This is a genomic window from Streptococcus sp. OMI750, assembly GCF_047463895.1.
Taxonomy (GTDB): Bacteria; Bacillota; Bacilli; order Lactobacillales; family Streptococcaceae; genus Streptococcus.
The window spans coordinates 667,432-689,100 of record NZ_JASHCZ010000001.1; the positions used below are offsets into that span (position 1 = coordinate 667,432).

A 21,669-nucleotide genomic window follows, 5' to 3' on the forward strand; every position below is an offset into this window, starting at 1 on the left:
TTTACAGGAAAAATTATAGCATTGCCTTCAATACGAAAATTGAAGGCATATGCTGCTTATTAATATTATTAGTATTGAAAATCAGAGATGCTAAAATATCAGTTATACCAAGGGTGAAAATTTTTTTTACAAAATCAACATACCCCCTATTCTAATTCAACATACCCCCAATTCTAATTCAACATACCCTATCCATAAATCCTGATTTAATCGAAGCAAATCAATAAATCAGTGAATTTAAATCCCTGAAACCTTAAAATGAACCCTATATTTTTGAAAATCAAAAAAAGAATCCATCTTTATCTGTTTTTTTGATAAAGGTTCACAATTTGGATTACAGTATTCCCAACAAACTAGGATTTTATCATCGGCTAGTTTATCAAGTGAATTAGTTAAGCTCTCCTCAATTCTTGAACGCCAACCACCTTTTTTCAATCTAACTTCTTCTATTGCTGGAATTTTAGGACATACATTTAACAGAGCTTCAACTGATATGACTTCATGAATTTTTTTCTTTCTATTATTATTGAGACTTTGATGATAGACTAGTTTCTTTGCGATAGAATAAACATTTTTACTACGTTCATCAATTTTAAAAAGTCTGAGAGGGAAATTTGTCACATAAGAAGTAATTAAATATCTAACGAATTTTTCAGTCAATTGAACTGTATAAACTCCTTTTTTGCATTTGAATTCCTCAATCAGTTTCATATCTTTGAATTCTTTGATTTCCGATTTTCTCTTTTCTGCGGTACTAATAGAAAGATCGTTTAGCAAACTTAATGCCTCTTCAATGATACGACGTACATTTTTCTTCGTTGAAGTACTTTTTAGATTATTTTTCCCCATCAGTTCTGCATACTGTTTAATTGAAAATTCAACCAAGCAATTAACAGCCTCTTCTTCACTTAGTCTATATTGGTTCTTCTTCCCTACAAGCAAAATTAATAAATCTAACATCTTCAAAACTCGGAGTTTGAAATAATCTTTGTTAGCATCAAAATTTTCAATATGAATCGTACCAGGCCCTAAATGAATCGATGTTCGATTAGTGATTCGATCCCTTACTTTGTCATCTGTTTTCAAATTAACAGAAGGTAGCAAATTCAAAGTCGGTGTATTTAAAATCTTCTCGATTTTCTTGTTTTTATCAACAGGCATTATATAACCTCTTTTTTTATTTATTTGAAAAGATTATTGAGGGCACAAAAAAAGAGCTGTTAGCTTGGCTTGTTTGCTAACAACTCTCTTGCTCTCAATAAATTTTTTTCTTTCCATACTAATAGTCTGCCATTTTTTGATGAAAGTAAAAAAAAGAAAAATCAAAAAAAGTCGCTTTTTCTACCAAAAATTGCTCAATTTTCTACTAAAATTTAAAAAGGACACTTTACAAAGTGCCCTTTAAAATAGCGGAAATAGTGATATTTTAAGGATTTTAATACACATTATAAGATCTTCCATATAGGATTAAAATTTTTTTGAGCAAATTAAAAAAATTTTTATTAATTTTTTCTAATAACCTTAGACAGGTTATAACCCTAAACGGTCAGAATCCCAATTTCCATAATCATCGTATCCAAAACCATCGGGATCCATTGCATCAATTCCAGCCTGCTCAAGTGAATTACTGCAGAAATTACAATAATAGAAACCAGTTTCTGGATCGCTAAATTCCCAATCAATATCATCTTCATCAAAGTCGTTTCCACATTCAGTACAAACATATTGTCCTACAAATCGATGCATCTCTCTAAATTGCTGCTTTTGTTCATCCGTTCCTCCTCGAACGAAGATTTTACCATTTTTACTATGGCAAAAATGACAGTCTGGAGATTTTCTGTTTTGAGGATAATTTTTATTATTTTTAATTTGTGGTTCCTTCAACACAACCTGCTCATCATTTATAGTACTTATATAGCTTGACTCATTTATATTAGATTCAAAACTCTCATTATAATCATACTCATTCTCATATATTTCTTTCCTATTCCTATCTTCATTTAAAACTTAAACAACACTTTTTAAGATAGTAATAGCTGCATATTCTATAATTTCTACACGATTATCTTTAACCCACTTAAAACTTTTTTGACTCACATCAACCGTTTTGTCTACTATCGCTTGTGATAAATCCTTCATCCCATTTATAAATTTCATCTTTCTCCAAACCCTTCTAAATATAAAATTTTAACGAAATAGTATATTCCTTAAGATTTTTCATTTTATCATGCTTTTGTCTCTTAATAATTGTTGGATTTTCAATTTGCTTTTTCCACATCGCAATTCCCTTTCAGTTCGATATATAAATTATAACTCACTTTTACATATTAAGTAATCACTTTTGGGATATTTAGGTCCCGAAAATAGAACTGACATATAATAACTAATCTACATCAAATATAAAATAACACAATTTTAGATTTAACTAAAGTATATTAAAATAAAAATGACATTCAAGAAAGTCATCTTGAATGTCTATATAAGTTAGTATTAGCTTATTTATTAACGTTTTGAGAATTGTGAAGCTTTACGAGCTTTCTTAAGACCTGGTTGGAAACACTTTTATTTGAATAAGTTTCAATATCCGCTTAAAATCAATGTTTTCCCACGTTTTCAGAAAGAACAATTTCATCTAATTTGAATATATTTCATTTGAATGGTGTGAATTTTACCCTAAAAATACACGAATTGAGCTAGATTTTACCAAAAAGTTCACACCATTTTTGTTATTGTTTTGTAAATTTTGTATTTATATTTTTTCAAAATCAGTTTTATAATATAATGGTATCTAGGAATCAACTAGAATTACTTTACAAGTATAGTCCAACATAAATTTTCTAATTACAAAAAATGAAAGAGTAAAACTTCATAAATATATGTCTAATATGAATTTAAATTGTGAATTTCTTGAAAAATATCCTTTATATTCGCTAATAAATTTTCTGGAGTATTATTTTTATAAATTACATAAAGATTTTTCTTGGCTCTTGAAAAAGCAACATATAAAAGATTGCGAACTTCTTGAAATTGTGGATCAGAATCAATTGAAGTATTATATTTTTCAAAAAAATACTTACAATAATTTTCTTTTTTTGCAAATTTATCTTGTAGTACAACAACTACATTATCAAATTCTAGCCCCTTTGAACCATGCAATGTGTAATAGCTAATTCCTTCATTTTTTAAATCATCAAAAATATAATTATACCACTTGATAAATTGAGAAATATCTAGATTAAAAAATTCATCAACAACTGTCATTTCTCTTTCTGATTCCTCCGAATCTTGAGAATAGTAAAAATAATCATAAGCGCGATTCTTTATATTCAACAAAATGTTCTCAGTGGTATCATCTATCAAGAATATTTTTTTTAGAATATCATTACCTGAGATTGGTTCCTGGATATTAGCAATTTCATCAATACATTTATCAATTTTCAATGTTGATAAATTAAGGTCTCTCAAACTATTGATAAATTGTTTCATCTCTGCAAATGTTAGTGTTGATTTATACGGAATTGCGAACTGGACAATCTCCCTGACAGTTGAATTATCATCCCCTGCCCTTTGAATAAAGTCTATGAAAGTTAAAATCTCTCTCAAAAACCATCCCATATGCTGTAAATTTTTCTGCAAAAATTCATTAGACACATTATCAAAGTTCGCACCACTAAATCGAGGGAACTTTTTCAACACTGATAATATTTCATCAAATCCTCTTGCTTTGGAAATATCATCATTTTTCATAAGAAGACAAGCCGTTTTATTAATCAGGTGATTTTCCTGTAAAAAAGTATCTATATTAAAATCATCACCTGAGATATAAAAATTATAAGATCCATTATCAAAATCAGTATATATGGACTGCTGACCAAAATCGTCATTCCTAATTTTTTCAATTAACTCTACTATTTGCTTAGATGAACGGCGATTAAAAACTTTTTCAATACTCTTATATTTTTCTTTATTTGGCAGGACACCTATACCTGAACCATAAATATTTTGTAAGGAATCACCAAAAAAACCTACTACTAACTTTTTCCTAGAATTTGAATATTCCCTTATACTATCAATAATAGCAACAACTTTTTCATCTGTATCTTGGTACTCATCAATTAAGATATATGGATATCTATCTGAAAATAATCTCTTTAATATATCTTGATTAGTAATTATATTTTTACAATAAAGTAATAATGTATCATGACTAATGACATAATTTTCAAGTTTATCACGGTTTTGAACTGGATTATAAATGATTTTTTTAGATTCTTTGTCTTCAATTTTCTTTAATGATATTTCAAGTTTATACTTTTTATTAATATCCTTAACTAAACTGCTAAACTTATTAACATTACTTAAATATGATTTAAAGTTTTTATTATAGCCTATAATCTTCTCTTTGAAATCTTTTGCTGGACTACTAGGTGTATTGTAGAAAATTTTCATAAATTTGTCATCATTAATCATATTCTGGAAATCAACCAGATTAACACTATTAGAAAGAGAATTTTCATTTATTTTATGATCAATAGTATCAAGTTCATCAATTATTTTATTCCTATGTTCTATAGTCAGTAACTCTTGCTGAATAGAAATAAATTCCCATAAAAATTCATGGATTGTAGAGACCAGTATAGCAGAATTTTTACCAAGCCGACTAAGAATCTCATCTTTTGCGGCATTAGTGTATGTGATACATAAGATTTTTTGATTCCGTAATTTTAAATTTTCTCCCTCCATCTTCAAAATATGTTCAATTGATTTTTGTAATGCATAGGTTTTCCCTGCACCAGCACCAGCGTCGAAACAAAAGCTCTCAAAATTATCTAAACAATCATTAATTTTTTGCTGAATATCTAACTCTAATTGTTTATTTTCTGGATTAATTGTATATATCATTATTTACTCCTCAAAATAATCACAAAGTAATTTCAAACCTGATTCAATATACTTAGGTTGTTTAAGGTTAAAGTCATCATCGGTTACAGATAAATATACAATTCCAGTAGAAAACTTTGATTTCCCATCAGATAATTTAGCTTGATACATATAAGACTTATCTGCTATTTCTGAAGATTCATCAATATCTCTAAAATATTTCTTCTTTGGATGAACAAATTGTAGAAGTTTAATAAGTGATTGTTTATTTTTATGGCTACCTTCACTGTTTTTAGCATTCGTTAAAACAATTGCTTCCTCAAAGCTAGTAGCATAGTACTCATTTATTTTACCTTGAGAGAACAGAGTGATGTTATTGTAATCAATAATTAATTCTTCATTGTTATTAAGCTTTTCGATTATCTTGTTATTAATCTCACCATATTTAGCTTCTTCATCTTTTAGCTCCTTTTTTATAAAATATTGCAGAGTACCGTTCGTACTCAAAGAGCTTACCGCAGTTGCAAATTTTTCTAAATCTGATATGTTTTGTGGAATCACATCAGGTTCATCATTATCTTTTATATCAACTTTCTTTTCATCTTCAGATCTTTTTAAATCCAAATCTGTAAAAATAACCGTTTTGATTTCTAACAAATCTAATAAACTAATAAACTGGTGAGCATAAGCTCCATCAATTCTATAAACTTTAATATGATGATTTTTCAATATTGGATGTTTATCAATTTCATATCTTAAATAGTTTTCTTCTGAAACACCCTCAACTAGAATGACTGCATCAGCAAAGAAAACATCTGATACCTCTAGCCTTAAGTATTTCTTGATATATTCATAAGCTTTTTTGTCAATATCTCTACCAGATACTATTGCGTCATCACTTATGTTTTTTATAATATTATTTGTACCTGCTTGACCTAGATAACTAATATTATTTAGAGTGTTTCCTGATTGAATCTTACTGTTTAAAATATGGGTTGAGTGAGTTGTGATGATAATTTGAAAGGTATCTAGTTGTTGTTTTTTACCTAGTAATGTCGCAATTGCTTTTGAAATATTTTTTATAAATAATTCTTGCATCTGTGGATGCATAAATGACTCTGGTTCTTCAATACAAAGAATATTTACTGAACCATTAATATCTTTCTCACTGTATAGCTCAATATAATCAACAATTTTTGCGATAATTACCATCAAATTTGTATACCCCATGCCAAACTGGCTCTCAGGTATGTTGTTATTTCCCTCTTGGTACTCATAAATAATGCTATTTGCAAAAATTTTCTCTAAATTTACATCTGGATGTAAATTCATCTTTAGATTCTTAGTTGATTCAATACTAGACACGGCACTTTGAAGAATATCCTTTATATTGGCATCAACCATCCCCTTTACTTGATAATTAATACCACCAACCAAACTATTAATCTCTTCAATATCATTATTTTTTATATAAGTTGAAACTATTCTATTGTAAGCTTGCGAAAGTGTCTTGTCATTTTTAACCGTATTCGCTTCTATTGTATCCACCTTTAACAATGAGGATAGAGAAAACTCTTTAGCTGGCTCCTCTCTTCCTATAGGGTAAAAATTTAATACAAAGTAATTACTGCTAAATAAAGCTAAAAATTGTCGATATTGAAGTTCTTTTTTATATGGTTCATCGTACTGTTGACTATCATTAAAATGGCTAGTCTTAATTTTAACCAGATCTTCTAAAAAAGCCACTTCATCCGCAACTTCATACTTAACATCGATAGTCACTTCAGCGATCTCTTGATTCTCTTGAGTTTCTACTGTTTTTATACCACTTACAACTAATATATCTTCGAAACTTGAAATCAAATCATTTCCATCATCAATTCCTAATATCAACCGAAACTCTAGTTTAGGAAAATGAGATCTATCAATACTTTTTATCTCTTCTTCAGATTTATTGTCAATATTTTCATGATACCAATCTGATAATATTTTTAAATTAAAATCGGTATGTTTAAAAACACTACGGCTGCCTGATTTACTATTTTGTAGTGTATTCAATAATTTAACAATTGTACTTTTACCAGAATTATTTTTACCTACAATTAATGACGAACTTTTTGATATATACTCTTCTGTTATATTTATTTTCTCTGTTTCATCTTCATCTCCTGGAATTTCTGGCCATTTGCTATGAGCGAAGTTAATTACCTGAACCTCTTCGCCATATTTTCTATAATTTTTTATTGATAAACTTTTTAAATACATAAAAATTCTCTCCTATTTTGGAGTTCTCATACTTAACTCCCTCAACCGTTCCTGCCCTATCTTCAACATCTCCTCCTCTACCTTACTCCATTTTCCGAAGAGGCATTCTTGTAAAACTTCTGCTGCTGAAATTTGATCTACTTGCGAATTATAAACGCACGATTGATCTCTTTGATAAATTTGAATTTGTCTAAAAAGCTGATCCTTTTCCAACTCCCGTAAATTATCAACCAAATGTTCTACAATTCCATCATGGTGTGCTTTAGGAGTTGCTCTGGCTTGACTAGGATTTATAGCATAGAGCTCTTCATAACGTATCAAAGTGCTGAGATAGGACAATTCAGGCTTGGTCGCAATCAGTGCTAGTGAGACTTGGTAACCTCTAGTTGTCAATAATTGTGCCGTTTTTCGAGGAACTTCTGTTGTTCTCAAGGTGCCCTCGATTAACAAATGATAACCTTGTTTACTCAATTCATCTACGAGATATTCAACCATCCGACCCGCAAATACTTTAGTATAATCCACACTATCTTTTCCATACTTTTCCTGTAGGCCAAGGTAGTTCGGATGAAAAGAGCGATAACTATCTCCATCAATGATAATGAGATTCCCTTGAAATTCCCTTTGTTTCACACGATGAATCGTTGTTTTCCCAGCACCACTCTGTCCACCTAGCAAGATAGCCTTGGGCTGAGACGAAGTTGTTTTACCACGAGTTAAAGAACGAACGAGTCGTTTGGAGGCTCGTTCAAAATCACCTTGACTAAATTCTTCTAGTTTCATTAAGCCACCACCAGATGAGTAGCTTGTTCTAGCATACGTTCAATGCCATCCAAATAGCCATTAAACCGCTCTATATCCTCAAAACTTGCAACAAGATAAATCCTCGTGTTCAGCAAATCAGACAAATCATCGCTCATTAGAACCCAAGGATTAGAAGTATCATCAAATGCAATTCCTTGTTCATCTTGAAAACGATAAAGTTGTGCTAAGATATTCGCCCCTCGTTCTTTAATCACTTCAATTTTCAGAGTTAACTGATAATCTTCTACTGGTGTGAGCAGCTTTTCCTCTCCTACGATATCGATATAGGAAACATTAAATTTCTGGCAGATACGGTCTATTAATTCTGTCGAAACTGAACTTGTTCCATTTTCATAACGACTCAAGCTATTTCGAGAGATACCAACAATCTTTGCGAACTCAGGCTGGGTTAGATCATGTGTTTTACGTAACGCTTTAATATTTTCTCCGATCATGAGAGCCCTCCTTTTATTTATTTCTATTATAGCACAAAAAAGATGAACGCACCATTTTTGGTGCGTTGTTGCTAATGGATAGAATACCACATATTTAGTTATTGAAGAAAAAGTACTATGAGGCTGTTCAAAAAGTCTTTAAGAATATAAAAAAGTAAAAAAACTACAATCGAAAACATATTGGAGATATGAATCTATGGTATACTAGTGATAATAAATAGTTATCGCTAGGAGAACATTGTATGAAAATTCTATTCTTAGCCCAATTTGCACCTAATCATGATTTTTATATCGAACCACAGAATGATATGGAAGTTTTCTATGCTGAAACTTACCATCATAAGATTTATGAAGTATTATCCAAAACAGGCCATAAGATAATCACATCAAATAATGTTGACTATCTAATTAAAAACTATGAAGAAATTGATTTGGTATGGTCATTTTACAATAGGATTGGATTCAGAAATTCAGAGATTTTTGTACAATCATTGTGTGAATATTTAAAAATACCATATATTGGAGCAGCACCTAATGTCAGAGCTTTGGTAGAAGACAAGAATTTATCAAAAAATCTGGCTGAGCATTTGGGAATAAATACTGCAAATTGGCAAATTGGTAACATAGAGTTTCCATTGGTAGAACATCCACCATTTTCTGGCCCTTATTTCATAAAACCACGATTTGGTAGTGGTTCAGAAGGTATTGATGAATCATGCTATTGTGAAACATGGAAAGAAGTTAAAGAAAAAGAGAAAGAATTTTATCTCAAGCAAACTGAAATAATTGTTGAAGAATTTATTGATGGAAGATTGTATGGTGTTCCATTCATTAAGGGGGTCAATGGTGAAATTATTATAGGAACTCCGCATTTTTCAACTTCAGATAAAAAAGGAAACATTATCAGTACAAGTCAAAAACGAAGAACTGAAGCAGGTCTGAAAACAGAAATAAGTAAGGATGAAGAATTAAACAAGGAATTGTTTACTTTATCAATGAAATATTTCCAAAGTATGCAACCATCTGACTATGGAAGAATAGACTTTATTATAGGGACAGATAGAAAACCATACTTTTTAGAAGTAAATACTATGATGAACCTTGGTATTCATAGTGGCTCTGTGCTAAGCTTCTTAAACAGTGGTTTTGAGACTTATGAAGATATTATTCTCACTCTATTACAAATTGGTATAGAACGAGTAAAACATCCAATAAAGTAAAAAAATACCAGTTTACCCCCACAGTTGATTTGGTTGTAAACTGGTTATCTTTATTTAATAGCATAATTTTTCAGGAAACAACAGTTTTACATCATAATATCTATAAAAAAGATAACCTGGGCAAAATAATTTTTTCCAGTCCGAATCAGTATATTTTTGACCATCCTCAATTTTTTGTAAATAGTGAAAGGCTAGCTCCTCAACATAATGATCATCGTTTCTAAATGGACTTGTATCTAGAGTATCCAGATATTCAGAAATATCTACATCGTTCATATAGAAGTAGAGAAGTTGATTAATCTCAAAAAATCGCTTGGTTTGATAAACAGGAGAATTATCTACCAGAGATTTAACTTGAGAAAATAATTTATTTGCTTCTAAAGATGAAACTTTAGCTAAGTAGAGTGTTAGATTGATCCTAGAGTAAATAAAGGGAGTCTCCGAACCAGTTTCATCTTCTGATATCATATTGAAGTATAGTGTAGGATTTTGATTTGTAAAATTCATTAAATATAAGGAAAAGTTATTATATAAATATTCATATCTACTATCCTTTAGCAATAGTATTTGCTGTATTTCAGTTTCTAAATTTTGCAACTCTTCTCTAGCATTTTCTATTGTACTAAATTTCATTAAGAAGCAAATATAATTCGATAATGTTCGATTATAATTAATATCGTCTGTTCCTTTGAAAATCTCTAAAATATTCTTATAGGCTATCATCCCCTCTTCAAAAGGAAGATAAAATGCAATATTTCGTAATAAGTAAGGATAATATTTAGAACCGACAAAGTTTTTATAGAAAAATTTTCCTGTTCCATTAAGTATTTCTCGATACCCAGTGGAATTATTCCTGTTAATATAAGCAACGAATAAGTTTGACAATACTAAGCATTGCTCATCTTTGTCTACTGAAGTCTCTAATAGATGTTGTAAAAGGTCAAGGTGGTCTGACGACCGCAATCGCTCTTTGACTAAAGCTTGTAGTAGCAGATAACTTCTTTCATTACTATATTGCGGATATTTTTGAAGTAGGTGAAAAACTTCATTGAAATAGAAACGATTATACAGTAGTCGACCAATTGTTAAGAGCTCAGTTAAATTATCTAATTCACAAGAAACTAATTGTAACAAATAATCAGTATCTATTTCATCTCTCTGAAGTTTTAGGAGACCTAATAGAAAATATTTTTTCTTTGATAATTGCTTATTGGTATAACTAATTCCATATTTACAAAGTTCTACAGATAACTCTTCTGTTTCGGAGATTACATCAACAAGCGTATTTATAAGCAATGTTTCTTCAATTTTGTTTTGTGTATAGGAAAAACCGGTATTAGCTAAAATTATCCTCCCTGAATCTAAATATTCTATAAATCCATCCTGTGATAGTTTACGAATTAATTCCGAAACGTCAGAGTTCTCTTCATTTAGAGTTAATGTTTTTTGGAGATAAGTCCGATAAACTTTATCTAAGAATTTTAATGACAAGGGACACCTTAATTGTGTTAGAGAACCTAAAACGATTTGTTCAAAGATAGTCAATTCACGCTCGAAATCATATTTCTTTATGCATGACATAATAGCATGTATGCTAAAATTTGAAGCTGATATTTTAGACAAACTCTTTTCATCTAATTCGGCTTGATAGCTCTCGAAAAAATGGTATGTTTCTTGATTATCTGGGCGTAAAAATTTCTGTTTCCACGTATATGGATTAGTAATTTCAGATTTTGAAAGGAACTTAATAACTTCATTTTTGTCTTTATTTGGTACCGCGACTATTAAGTCAACTTTATGCTGTATAAGTATTTTTAGGAAATCAATATTTCTCTCATCTAATTCTTCTATGATAAGAGCAACTCTTGGATTAATCTTATTTAGGTATTCAATAAGAGCTCGTTCGAGCTTATAGTCTTCATAATGTATCGCATCTACGCTAAGTGTACTATCAATACAATCAATAATATTTACAATTGTAGAACCTATATTGGGAATAAAAGGGATGCAATCAAGTGGATATACCATTGTCTTGAGTATCGTCAAAATAACTTCTCGTTTAGGATACTTTGATATTTTTTTCTCAACTTCTTCAATAGTGATAGCATTAAAAATCTGTCTGAAAATTTGTTTTGCAATATTTTCACTACCACTAATATAAAAACTTGTTAATTCCTGGCTATTAAAAAACTCGGTTGTATATTTTAAAAAGTAACTTAGTCCGCTCTCATCATCAGACTGGAGTAAAATAATTCTCTTATCTACATTATTTAGAAGGTCTTCCGGAGTAATTTTTCGATTTACGTAGACTTCATTCATATGCAAATTCTCCTTCTCCTAGCGATAACTATTTATTATCACTATACAAAGCATTCAAATAAGTATATAATAGCATGATTATTGATAAAGGAGTTATTCATGGATTATAAACATATTTCTACTTTCTTAGACTACTGCAAAACCCATAGACGCTTGAGTTCACATACGATTCGAGCTTACAAAAATGATCTTTTGCAATTTTACAATTCAAATTACAGCAGTGTGGAAACCTATGTTGAACATTTGACGAAATCCAATATTAAATCTAATACATTACGTCGCAAAATTGCTAGTTTGAAGGTGTTTTACAGCTACTTAAAATATCATAATTTAGTTGATGAGAATCCTTTTAATCAATTACGTTATCAATTTAGAACGGAAAAAATATTACCTAAAACGATTCCTTATGATATTTTGAAAAGTATTTTTTTACATCTAGAACAGAAAATTACCTATTCAAAAACTAAATATCAAAAACAAAAAGCTGAAAGAAATTTGCTAATCATTTCCCTATTGCTTTCAACTGGTATTAGGATTTCCGAACTTTGTCATATTCATCTTAAAAATATTAATCTTTCAAATAGGACTCTCCATATTATGGGAAAAGGTAAGAAAGAACGTATCCTATTTTTAGGAGATCAAATAACATTTAGCTTACTAGAAACATATATAAATAACTACTGTTTTCAACCCAGTAACTACCTATTCTCTGGAAAATATTCTTTCAAACCATTGTCAGAGCAAAGTGTACGTTTAATTCTAAATACCCTTATTAAACAACATAACTTAACTACACCTATTACCCCCCATATGTTTAGACATAGTTTCGCAACAATGCTTCTAGATAGTGATGTAGATATTCGATACATTCAACAAATTCTTGGACATAGTTCTATCTCAGTCACACAAATCTATACTCATGTATCTCAGTCAAAGCAAAAAGAAATTCTAACTCTGTGTAATCCCATTGCTTCGATTCATTCACAGTCAAAAAAATAGGGCTACCTTCATAGAGGTAACCCTATCCTGAATAGTCAAGTCCAGTATCGTCACGGGCTTTGCCGTTATAGACAAAGGGATTCCCTGTTGTGTCTGTACTTGCCTTGCTTGCCCCATAGAGATGATATCGACTGATCCTTGGCTCATTGTCAACTGTAGTGGGTTGATATAAAGTTACAATCTGGAGAGGACTAAATCGGTTCTCTCCTTTTTAATGTTCAAAGTGATGAGAATTATTCCTATAACCGTCAATTTCTTGTAAACCTTTTCATTTTTTTGTATAATATATTTGAAAAAGGGTGACATAAAGTAGTAATACCCAATTTGTAAAATTAATAAGATGCGCAAGTTTTAATTAATTTGGGCATTTTTGATTACTCCAAAGGGCTGCCATCCGATATTGACTTCATTGACATGAAGGTGTTCATTATACTAAAAAAGCAAAGACGAGGTAATTACTTCGTCTTTGCTTTTTTACGATTTTCCACTATACATATAGTAGAATACTTTTCCTGATAAAATTCTTTTTCTTATATTTTAGTGAACTCCATGCTGAATCACTGAGTCAAACAAGTTCTAAAATCTTGAAATTCTAACAAATGCCACGTAACCTCATCGTCATCTAAGACTGTCACAGTCTCGCCTTTAAAACAATGTGGGATAGGGACAGTTTTCTTTTGAAATGGATGTAAAACAACCATATCTTCTAATTTATTGTTGAAAATTATATGCAGACAAAGGATGTCATCAATATGATTTTCAACCACTAGATAAGTTTATAACTCTAGATGATTGTACAAACTTGGCGGTTGTGTCATATAGTATTCAAAATTTTTCATCCTTAAACTTCCACTTCCTTCATTGTTCTATAGACTAAAATGATTATCTCAGTTGTAAGTGAGTAGACTAATTTACAAAAGCTGATTTCAACGAGACAATTCGATCACATTGTTTCGCATGGTCTAAATTATGTGTGACGATTAGAATTGTTTTTCCAAACTGATCTCTCAACGACCGAATTAAGTCAAATGATTTTTGAGCCATATCAGGATCCAATGAACCTGTTGGTTCATCTGCCAAGATGATATCACCTGGTTTTAGAATAGCTCTCACGATGGCGATTCTCTGCTGCTCACCTCCAGATAATTCATTGACCTTGCTATCTAGTCTATTTTCCAAACCAACAAACCGCAAGGTTTCTTTAATCTTTTTCTCCTTCTCTTCCTTAGAGAAATTAGTAAAGTTCATAGCAAGCATGAGATTATCTTTTACACTGGATGTAGAGATGAGTGCATTTGATTGAAATAGATAGTTGATAACATTCTTTCGATAGTTAACCGCAGAACGCGAATTCACTTTTGGTAAGATCTTCCCGTTGATTAAAATCTTACCACTATCAATATTATCCAAAAGGCCAATCATATTAAGTAACGTAGATTTTCCAGAACCAGATGGCCCTACTAAAGCTACAAATTCATTTTCCTCAACATCAAAACTTAAGTCTTTTAAAATCTCACGTGACCCAAATTTTTTTGACACATTTTGTACGGAAATCATAGACATTAAATCACCCCTTAAACGATTGTATGAGACTTTCTACTTCTTTACGGAATAGATTGAAGTAAAGAAGTAATAATTGGAAAGCAAATGTAACTAGTGTTAAAACTATTCCCAACTTAGAACCTAGTAAGATAGAAACAAGTAGTTCTATCGCAGAAACACCAACGACAAGAGAAAGAACACCGCTATACCTCTTCCAAGGAGAAAAGCCCATGAAGTATTGTACATACAGTTTTTCTTCGAAAAGCAAGCGATAAATCAAGACAAAACTCCAAAAGATAGCCATCATAGTAAAGACAATAATAGCAATGATACTTCCAAATAGGTAGAAAGTATAGCCGAGATCTTTCTGAAGTCCATTGATATAATTCTTAACCGTTGTAAATTTCAGTGCATTGTCTGATAAATCAGGGAACTCATTTTCTAAAATTGATTTTACCTGATTCATTGTTTCCTTATCACGAACTTTCAAAATTCCGTCATATCCACTCACAGATAGGTTTGCTGATTCCATGAAGTACAAGTTTTCAGGAGCTGCTACAAAAATAACAGGTTCTTCACTAGTTACACCTCGATCGATTGATCTTGACCAAGTAAAAATGGACTTAGATGGCTGATAGGTTCTAAATAAAAATCTTGGATTTTCTGTAAACTTAGTCCCTATATCCCCTGGTTTTACTCGAACAACTTCTTGTAAATAAGCCTTCATGGTTTCAACATCCGCTGAACCTAGAGTATCAGGAATAAGGTACAATCTGGCACCATTACGTATTTCGGATAATTCTTCATTACTTAACTCAACTCCTAGTTCAGATAAGTAATTATAAGAATAGGTTAAATACCAAAATGGTTTTTTAGGAACATTTTGATACGTACCATAGATTGTATCAAGGTATTCTTGCCCGAGATATTCTCCCTGAGCAATATAAACACCTGGAATCTCTGAAATTCGTTGGTAAAAGTGATACATGCTGCTTTCTAATGAATTTGTATTACCAGAGTAGGTTCCTATATCATCCCCTTCTACAAAATCCGAAATAACATACATATTTTCGACACTTTTCCACTCCCTAGCTACTTTGACATTATCAATGAACTGATTCATTGGCGCATCTAAGGAATGACTAACTGCTATTAATAAACCAGCTACTAAAGTATAGAATAACAAACTGGTTGCCATTAATGGTTTCATTGGTAACCGTTTATGAATTGCAGCTAATGGAGAAACCAAATAAACAACAATACTTGGAATAATTAATGTTAGCAATAGTAACAAGATTGAAAGACTTGTACCCGCAAAGACTAACACAAATGATGATAATCCAAAACTAGCCCAACCTGACAAAAACCAAGTTGCTAGTGCGGAAACAGGTGCAATATAAATAGAAAACAGAAGAGAATCCTTGAAGAGGGCAGACCACAACTCCTTCCTATCCCATCCAAGTAGTATCAATGTCCCAAAATGTTTAAAGGATTGTAAAACACATATTAGGAAAAGAACAAGAAGAACCATAGCATTTACTGCAATACTAGCAGCTAAAACGATTGGCACAATTCCCTCAACAGTATTACTGCCAAAACTCTCTCTAATCAAGTCTTCAACAGAAATCCCAGTAATGGATGAGAGATTTGATAAAAACGTTTCTCTTGAGAGGTTGTCCTGAAGACCATTGATATGATATATCCCGTTTATTGTATTTGTTTCTTGAAAAATATGGTCTAACCGATTAATAACAACAGGGGTTGTAAATAACAAGCTCGGTAATTCATAGAGCATATTATCAGTTCCCTTATCAAGTCCAATAGTCAAGTTATTGTCACTATGGGATAATAAATCTGAAATTTGTTGGCGTGATAAAATTATTTTACCACCGTTTGTAAAATCTGAAAAACCTTCAGGATTGCCAAGAACATCTAAATATATTCTATTTATTGAACCATCCCTACTACTATTTGTAGTACGTTTCGTCCAAATAGACAAGTCACTTTGTTCCAAAAAGTATTGGTATACACTTTGCGACTGTTCTTCAGATAATCTTTGAAGATAAACTGTAACTGTCCTAGAATTACGGTTATAACTTTGCCATGCCTCCTCATACTGAACACCTGTAAAAAAAATTGCCATCAGAGCAAGTAGTACGCTCTGAATGGCAATCAAAAACAGGATTAAGTACTTCATTTTACCTAATAACATGTTTTTGTATGTCATAGGCGCTTACCTACAATTCCAGTAACATTGTGCTGTACCACTTCCAATATATCTAGATGCACGTGCTTCAATTCCTGGCCGTTTCCAACCTGAGAAACCTCCGTTAGCACTTGCTGCGTGTTCATACACACCAGATTGAACGTGTGAGTAACTCCAAAGTCCTACTGTACGACCATAGTTCCAATAAACGGCAGAACCTTTATAATAAACTGTTGCGGCAGAAGCGATTGAACCACCTGCACCAGCTAGGGTAAGAGCAAGTAACGATGTTGAAATAATCTTCTTAATTCTTTTCTTCATAACATAGTCTCCATTTCATTTTTGACTAAAACTAACAATTACAACTCTTTTTTAGTAACTTATGACAACTTAGTACATTGGCAACTATCCTTTCTTTGAACTGGTAATACTACCAGCTTATTCATAAAATTTTACAATTCATATTTTAAAATTTTACAGAATATAATTCTCCAGGATCAAAGCCTAAAGGGGCGGGAGCGGGATTTATCGATGGTTTACCAACAATAACTAATAAACCCGCTAATAAAACTGCGACAACAAACTTTTTAGTTGCTTTCTTCATATCTTGCAACCCCTTTCATATTCCTTGATTGTATTCTATCACGCAGAAAATTATTTGTCAATTGTATTTATAAAGATTTTTTTATTTTATTTTTTTATTATGAATATGTTTATTTTAACCGTAGAAATAACTCGTTTCATGAGAGATGTTATAATAAATGCATATAAAAAACAACACAGTAAAGACTGAGTTGTCTATAACAATTATGCTGGGAATGTTTCATTGATAAAACGCTCAAGGTCTAAAGCCATCTTATCATTTCCCTCTAGCAGGTATGCACGCTGCGCTGTTACAAAGTACTGTTTAACGGCATCTTTATGGGCAAAACCTTCACTAACATTCCCAAGTAAACAGTAAAGATTAGCTAAACAGTAGAAACTATTATTTTTGAGACAAATACCAATCGTTTCAAAAGTCTCACTTATCGCTCTCTCTGTTTGCTGGTTTAACCATAGATACCGACAAAAGTTATACCGACATTTAATCAGAATTTCAAGTTCATCAATTGTCCGAACCTTAACACTCTTAAAAAGATTGGTCATGCGATTATAGACTTCTTCAAATTTTGAGAGTTCATCCGTCTGAAAGTAAAAGTGTAATAAACTATTTGAGATATTCAAATATTCCCAATCATATTCGCTATATTTTGACAAAATAGCTTCTAATTTTTTGATCGCTTCATTCTGTTTAAGGTCATGGTTAAACAACACAATAGCCTCTATCCACTGAAGGTATAACTGATCGGAGAGAGGGAGTTTTACTGTCTTCGCAGCTTCTAACTCATAGATATATTTTAGTGAATCATAATCTCGTAAGTCTAAGAATTTCTTAGATACAGCACGAAATTGAGTCAAAAACTCCGATTCGACATGGATATCCTCGTCAAAAAAGTAGTCCATTGATACATTTAGCTTTTTTGCAAGGGCATATATTAAGTCTGAGCCAGGACTATAGTCTGCATCTCGCTCAATTTTACTGATTTGGGCCTGTTCACAGATACCAGCAGCCAATTCAACCTGAGACAAATTCAGTTCTTTTCTCCGACTACGCATTCGGCTCGCCAATAGTTTCCCCATATGGCCACCTCTATTCTATGTAATATTTATCTTTATATCACAAATTATAACATTATGACTTTTATTTTTCAATTATTCATACTCACCTAAAATCAAAAACTAATCCAACTTCTATGAACAATAGTACTGTCCAATGCAAGCTCCTAATCACTTCTTGCAACTTATCAATGACTTCATTGAGAGTTTTAAACATCTTGTTCTTGAACCCTCGCTTCCGAATCTCTGCCCAGACTTGCTCAAGAGGTAAATTCTTATCCCCAAATTCATGGAATTTCATATTTCAACTCCTTACTGTAGGACTTTCACTAGCTACATCCCTAGTTTGATGTTATTGTACTGATATTTTTAGACAGAGTTTTTATTATCCAACCTACAAAAAAGAGAGAACTTGCCACTCCTTTCTGAAACCTATACCTCCACCTATTTCTCCAGTTTTATCACCTTATCATAGCGCTTCAAGTCCTCTTCACTATAGTGATGAATCACTTCTACGAGTGTTTGAGGGAGCGAGAAGAGAAGTTGACTGATTTTCTCTTGATTTTTAAGGTCCAGATTGGCTTTGACTTCATCAGCTAGGATAAATTGGCGATTGTGATAGAGAGCACGTGCAATTTCTAACCGCTGCTTCTCACCGCCCGACAGAGTCTGGTTACTAGGGGTTTTGCTTTGAAGAGCTTTCAAACCAGTTTGTCGCAGGATTTCATCCATCTTTACGGAATCCAGTTCTTGTCCCAAAGCAATATTTTCCTCTAGGCTCAAACCATCAAAGATATGACTAGACTGGAGAATGTAGGCTCCTGCCTGATAAAGTTCATCCGAGGTTAGCTCTTGCCCATGGTAGCGAATCCGACCATGACTGGGCTTAATTTCACCATAAATTAGGTTCAGTAAGGTGGTTTTCCCAGACCCACTTTCTCCGATAATAGCAATCTTTTCGCCTTCCTCAATAGTTAGGTCACAAGGGGCTAGAATTTCTTGACCATCACGCACTACACTTACTTGCTTTAACTGGATAGGAAAGACAGAACCTTCGAGAACAGAAGGCATTTCAAAGCCCACTCCCAGCAATTTTTGATATTTATCACAGAGAGACTTAGCTGATTTTCTAGTATTGATAAAATAAGACAACTCCTGAAATTGATAGCCAATATTATACGATACTAGGTAAATCCCTACAAAGCTGGCTGCAGATAGGTAGTTATAATAGGTCATGAAACCACCAATGACAATAGGCGCGACCGAGCAAAAAGCATCAATTCCATTGATAAAGAGACTATTTATTGTCCGTTGCTTCTCATAGGCGATTTCTTCCTTTAGAGTCTTATGCAAATCTTTAGAAAACAATTTGAAAAACAAACTTTGTCCCCGATAATACCGTATGGAACGAGCACCTGCGATCATATTGGTTGCTTGAGAGACATAGACTTGGTTCGCTAGGGACTTCTCCTTCGTAATTTCATCCAAACGTTTAGAGCCAATTCCACTACAAAGAGTAGGTATCGAATAAAAAACGATAAAGAGCAAGCCAAGATAAAAATTAGTCCAAAGAGCATAACAGATAGAGACGGTTGTAAATCCCAAAGAAGAAATGATAATAACAGTCGACTCAATATAATTATCTTCTAGCTGTTTTACATCATTTTCCAAGTCTGACAAAACTTCCTCATCCGCAATCCGACGACTATATAAGAAAGTCTGAAAGATATCCTTCTTAATACCCAACTTGAAGTCTGTCAGTACTCGTGCATAGTAATAACGTTTCCCCGCCAAACCCAGCAAGAGAATCAAATTTCCAATAATCCCCCAAACCAAGACTTGCCATAGCAAATGCAACTGGTGATTGGTAAAACTAGAGACAATATACTGAATCAAAGCTGGTGTAATGATAGCCTCCAGCCAAGTAATCATAATCGCCACAAAATAGAAGAATAAGTGCTTCTTGGTTACATAAGATCTAAGCATAACGTATAAACCTCCTGAAATTATTTACCAACTTAGATAGTCGCTCTTTATCTCTAGAAAGGTATATAATTTGTTGTATGCAGTATTCCATAAGTTCTGGCTTGTGGCATTCTATGAATTCTCCATTCTCGTTAATGACAGTGGAATAACCATCAATTACATTGGCAACACATTCTATACACATACCTCTACACCAGCAATCTTTACACTTAGAAAAATTATCCTTATTATTAAATGTTTCAACATTTGGACTATTATGACTCCCCCAGAATCTAAAGCACAACTTCTTACTTCCATCTACGTCAAAAGTAATTGTATTGGAAGGATCAATATCATCGCAGAAAGTATGGTTTGTACTCTTGTAAATCATAGATATTAAAACATCGTATAAGATTGGGCTAATAAATGCTTTCTCATTACAATCAATTACATTCTGAATAGATGTATCTATAAAAGTTTTTCTTTCCGATAAACTTTTTTCCATTTCTTTAACAATAAGTACTTTATTTTTACTGAAGACATCATTAACATTAAAATGAACATCCATCTCAGTAAAATATTTGAAAATAGCTTCTCTACTAATACCATTTTTTTGATGAATACGAGTATACGTTGATGCAATTTCGTAATTATCATAATCAATACTTTTTAAATACTTAATGAATCTCAGAGTCTTTCTGTGACTTCCTTTTCCCCTTAACCTATCATGAACAACCTCTGGTCCATCTAAACTAATTGTTAAAAATGGATGAAATTTATTTAACATATGCTTTACTCGATGATTCAAAACAGTACCATTAGTAACAGTCTCAACTTTTAATATATTTAAAAATTTAGATAATTTCTCAATAAAATATACAAACAACTCAATATTTAAAAAAGGCTCTCCTCCAAAAAGTATTAATCGATTAATTTGTTTTATTCCCTTACTTACAATTTCCTGAATTATCTTATCAGCAGTATCAAAATCCATTACTCGATTGTCCATGCCATAGTTTCCACCATCAGCATAACAGTACGAACACGATAGATTACAGCTATTTGAAATATTTATTACAACTTTCTTCAAGATTCCATCATCAAGATTATCCAAAGTATTAGACGTATTTTTATATTCAGGTGAAGAAGACAAAGTAAAAGAAATGGAATCAAAATAATATGTACCAAAATCAGTATCAATTTTTTTAATCATAGCAATCCTCATTAATGAAAACAGAGATGGGGAAATTTTTCCCCACCTCGGAAGAAACTATCGACCGCCACCACAAGAATGACTTGGTCCACAGTTATTATTAACAACATAACCTTGATCAAACTCTAAAAGATCTTCAAGGTT

At 31.9% G+C, this 21,669-nt stretch carries 17 protein-coding genes and 1 pseudogene; 2 read left to right on the forward strand and 16 right to left on the reverse strand.

The features are described from left to right. Window positions 1–237 precede the first annotated feature (237 nt). The 7 genes from QM830_RS03435 to pezA form a co-directional block, all read right to left on the reverse strand. A complete protein-coding gene (locus QM830_RS03435; RefSeq protein ID WP_049492934.1) occupies window positions 238–1,161 on the reverse strand; it encodes a hypothetical protein in 924 nt (307 codons plus the stop codon). Window positions 1,162–1,530: 369 nt separating this feature from the next. After that, window positions 1,531–1,884, reverse strand: coding sequence for a hypothetical protein (locus QM830_RS03440; protein ID WP_239682714.1), 354 nt, complete (start codon window positions 1,882–1,884; stop codon window positions 1,531–1,533). Between the two features lie 123 nt (window positions 1,885–2,007). Continuing rightward, a complete protein-coding gene (locus QM830_RS03445; protein WP_161800830.1) occupies window positions 2,008–2,157 on the reverse strand; it encodes a hypothetical protein in 150 nt (49 codons plus the stop codon). Between the two features lie 723 nt (window positions 2,158–2,880). After that, entirely contained in the window at window positions 2,881–4,902 is a 2,022-nt protein-coding gene (locus QM830_RS03450; RefSeq protein ID WP_049492937.1) for a UvrD-helicase domain-containing protein, read from the reverse strand. Between the two features lie 3 nt (window positions 4,903–4,905). Continuing rightward, on the reverse strand, window positions 4,906–7,146 hold the full coding sequence (locus tag QM830_RS03455; RefSeq protein ID WP_049492941.1) for an AAA family ATPase: 2,241 nt from the start codon (window positions 7,144–7,146) through the stop codon (window positions 4,906–4,908). A gap of 12 nt (window positions 7,147–7,158) precedes the next feature. After that, window positions 7,159–7,929 (reverse strand): type II toxin-antitoxin system toxin PezT, encoded by a 771-nt coding sequence (pezT, locus tag QM830_RS03460; protein ID WP_049492945.1) that lies wholly within the window; start codon window positions 7,927–7,929, stop codon window positions 7,159–7,161. Next, window positions 7,929–8,405, reverse strand: a complete 477-nt coding sequence (pezA, locus tag QM830_RS03465) for a type II toxin-antitoxin system antitoxin PezA (protein WP_049492949.1) — start codon at window positions 8,403–8,405, stop codon at window positions 7,929–7,931. The genes pezT and pezA overlap by 1 nt, the downstream gene beginning before the upstream one ends. 242 nt (window positions 8,406–8,647) lie before the next feature. On the opposite strand from pezA, the gene QM830_RS03470 reads away from it, so the two are divergent. Continuing rightward, window positions 8,648–9,625, forward strand: a complete 978-nt coding sequence (locus tag QM830_RS03470) for an ATP-grasp domain-containing protein (RefSeq protein ID WP_021154572.1) — start codon at window positions 8,648–8,650, stop codon at window positions 9,623–9,625. Between the two features lie 54 nt (window positions 9,626–9,679). On the opposite strand, the gene QM830_RS03475 is transcribed toward QM830_RS03470, so the two are convergent. After that, window positions 9,680–11,944 (reverse strand): hypothetical protein, encoded by a 2,265-nt coding sequence (locus tag QM830_RS03475; RefSeq protein ID WP_049492952.1) that lies wholly within the window; start codon window positions 11,942–11,944, stop codon window positions 9,680–9,682. A gap of 99 nt (window positions 11,945–12,043) precedes the next feature. Here QM830_RS03475 and QM830_RS03480 point away from each other — a divergent pair, with 99 nt between their 5' ends. After that, window positions 12,044–12,943 carry a tyrosine-type recombinase/integrase gene (locus QM830_RS03480; protein WP_049492955.1) on the forward strand — a complete coding sequence of 300 codons (900 nt, stop codon included), beginning with the start codon at window positions 12,044–12,046 and terminating at the stop codon, window positions 12,941–12,943. Between the two features lie 906 nt (window positions 12,944–13,849). Here QM830_RS03480 and QM830_RS03485 read toward each other — a convergent pair. From QM830_RS03485 to QM830_RS03520, 8 genes and pseudogenes are all read right to left on the reverse strand, one after another. Then, the gene (locus QM830_RS03485) at window positions 13,850–14,506 is read right to left on the reverse strand and encodes an ABC transporter ATP-binding protein (RefSeq protein ID WP_049492958.1); all 657 of its coding nucleotides are present in this window, start codon (window positions 14,504–14,506) and stop codon (window positions 13,850–13,852) included. Window positions 14,507–14,510: 4 nt separating this feature from the next. Next, the gene (locus QM830_RS03490; RefSeq protein WP_023919384.1) at window positions 14,511–16,712 is read right to left on the reverse strand and encodes an ABC transporter permease; all 2,202 of its coding nucleotides are present in this window, start codon (window positions 16,710–16,712) and stop codon (window positions 14,511–14,513) included. A gap of 6 nt (window positions 16,713–16,718) precedes the next feature. Further along, window positions 16,719–17,012 carry a hypothetical protein gene (locus QM830_RS03495; protein WP_023919386.1) on the reverse strand — a complete coding sequence of 98 codons (294 nt, stop codon included), beginning with the start codon at window positions 17,010–17,012 and terminating at the stop codon, window positions 16,719–16,721. 145 nt (window positions 17,013–17,157) lie between these two features. Further along, window positions 17,158–17,295: a hypothetical protein gene (locus tag QM830_RS03500; RefSeq protein WP_155167719.1), complete on the reverse strand. Its 138-nt coding sequence runs from the start codon at window positions 17,293–17,295 to the stop codon at window positions 17,158–17,160. A gap of 203 nt (window positions 17,296–17,498) precedes the next feature. Continuing rightward, complete coding sequence (locus tag QM830_RS03505; protein ID WP_023919388.1) at window positions 17,499–18,371, reverse strand: helix-turn-helix domain-containing protein; 873 nt, start codon at window positions 18,369–18,371, stop codon at window positions 17,499–17,501. A gap of 92 nt (window positions 18,372–18,463) precedes the next feature. Next, a pseudogene (locus QM830_RS03510) lies at window positions 18,464–18,615 on the reverse strand (IS630 family transposase); the annotation flags it as partial. A gap of 176 nt (window positions 18,616–18,791) precedes the next feature. Continuing rightward, a complete protein-coding gene (locus QM830_RS03515; protein WP_023919391.1) occupies window positions 18,792–20,333 on the reverse strand; it encodes an ATP-binding cassette domain-containing protein in 1,542 nt (513 codons plus the stop codon). Further along, window positions 20,326–21,525: a radical SAM protein gene (locus QM830_RS03520; protein ID WP_414325646.1), complete on the reverse strand. Its 1,200-nt coding sequence runs from the start codon at window positions 21,523–21,525 to the stop codon at window positions 20,326–20,328. Before QM830_RS03520 ends, QM830_RS03515 begins: the two co-directional genes overlap by 8 nt. Between the last annotated feature and the right edge of the window lie 144 nt (window positions 21,526–21,669).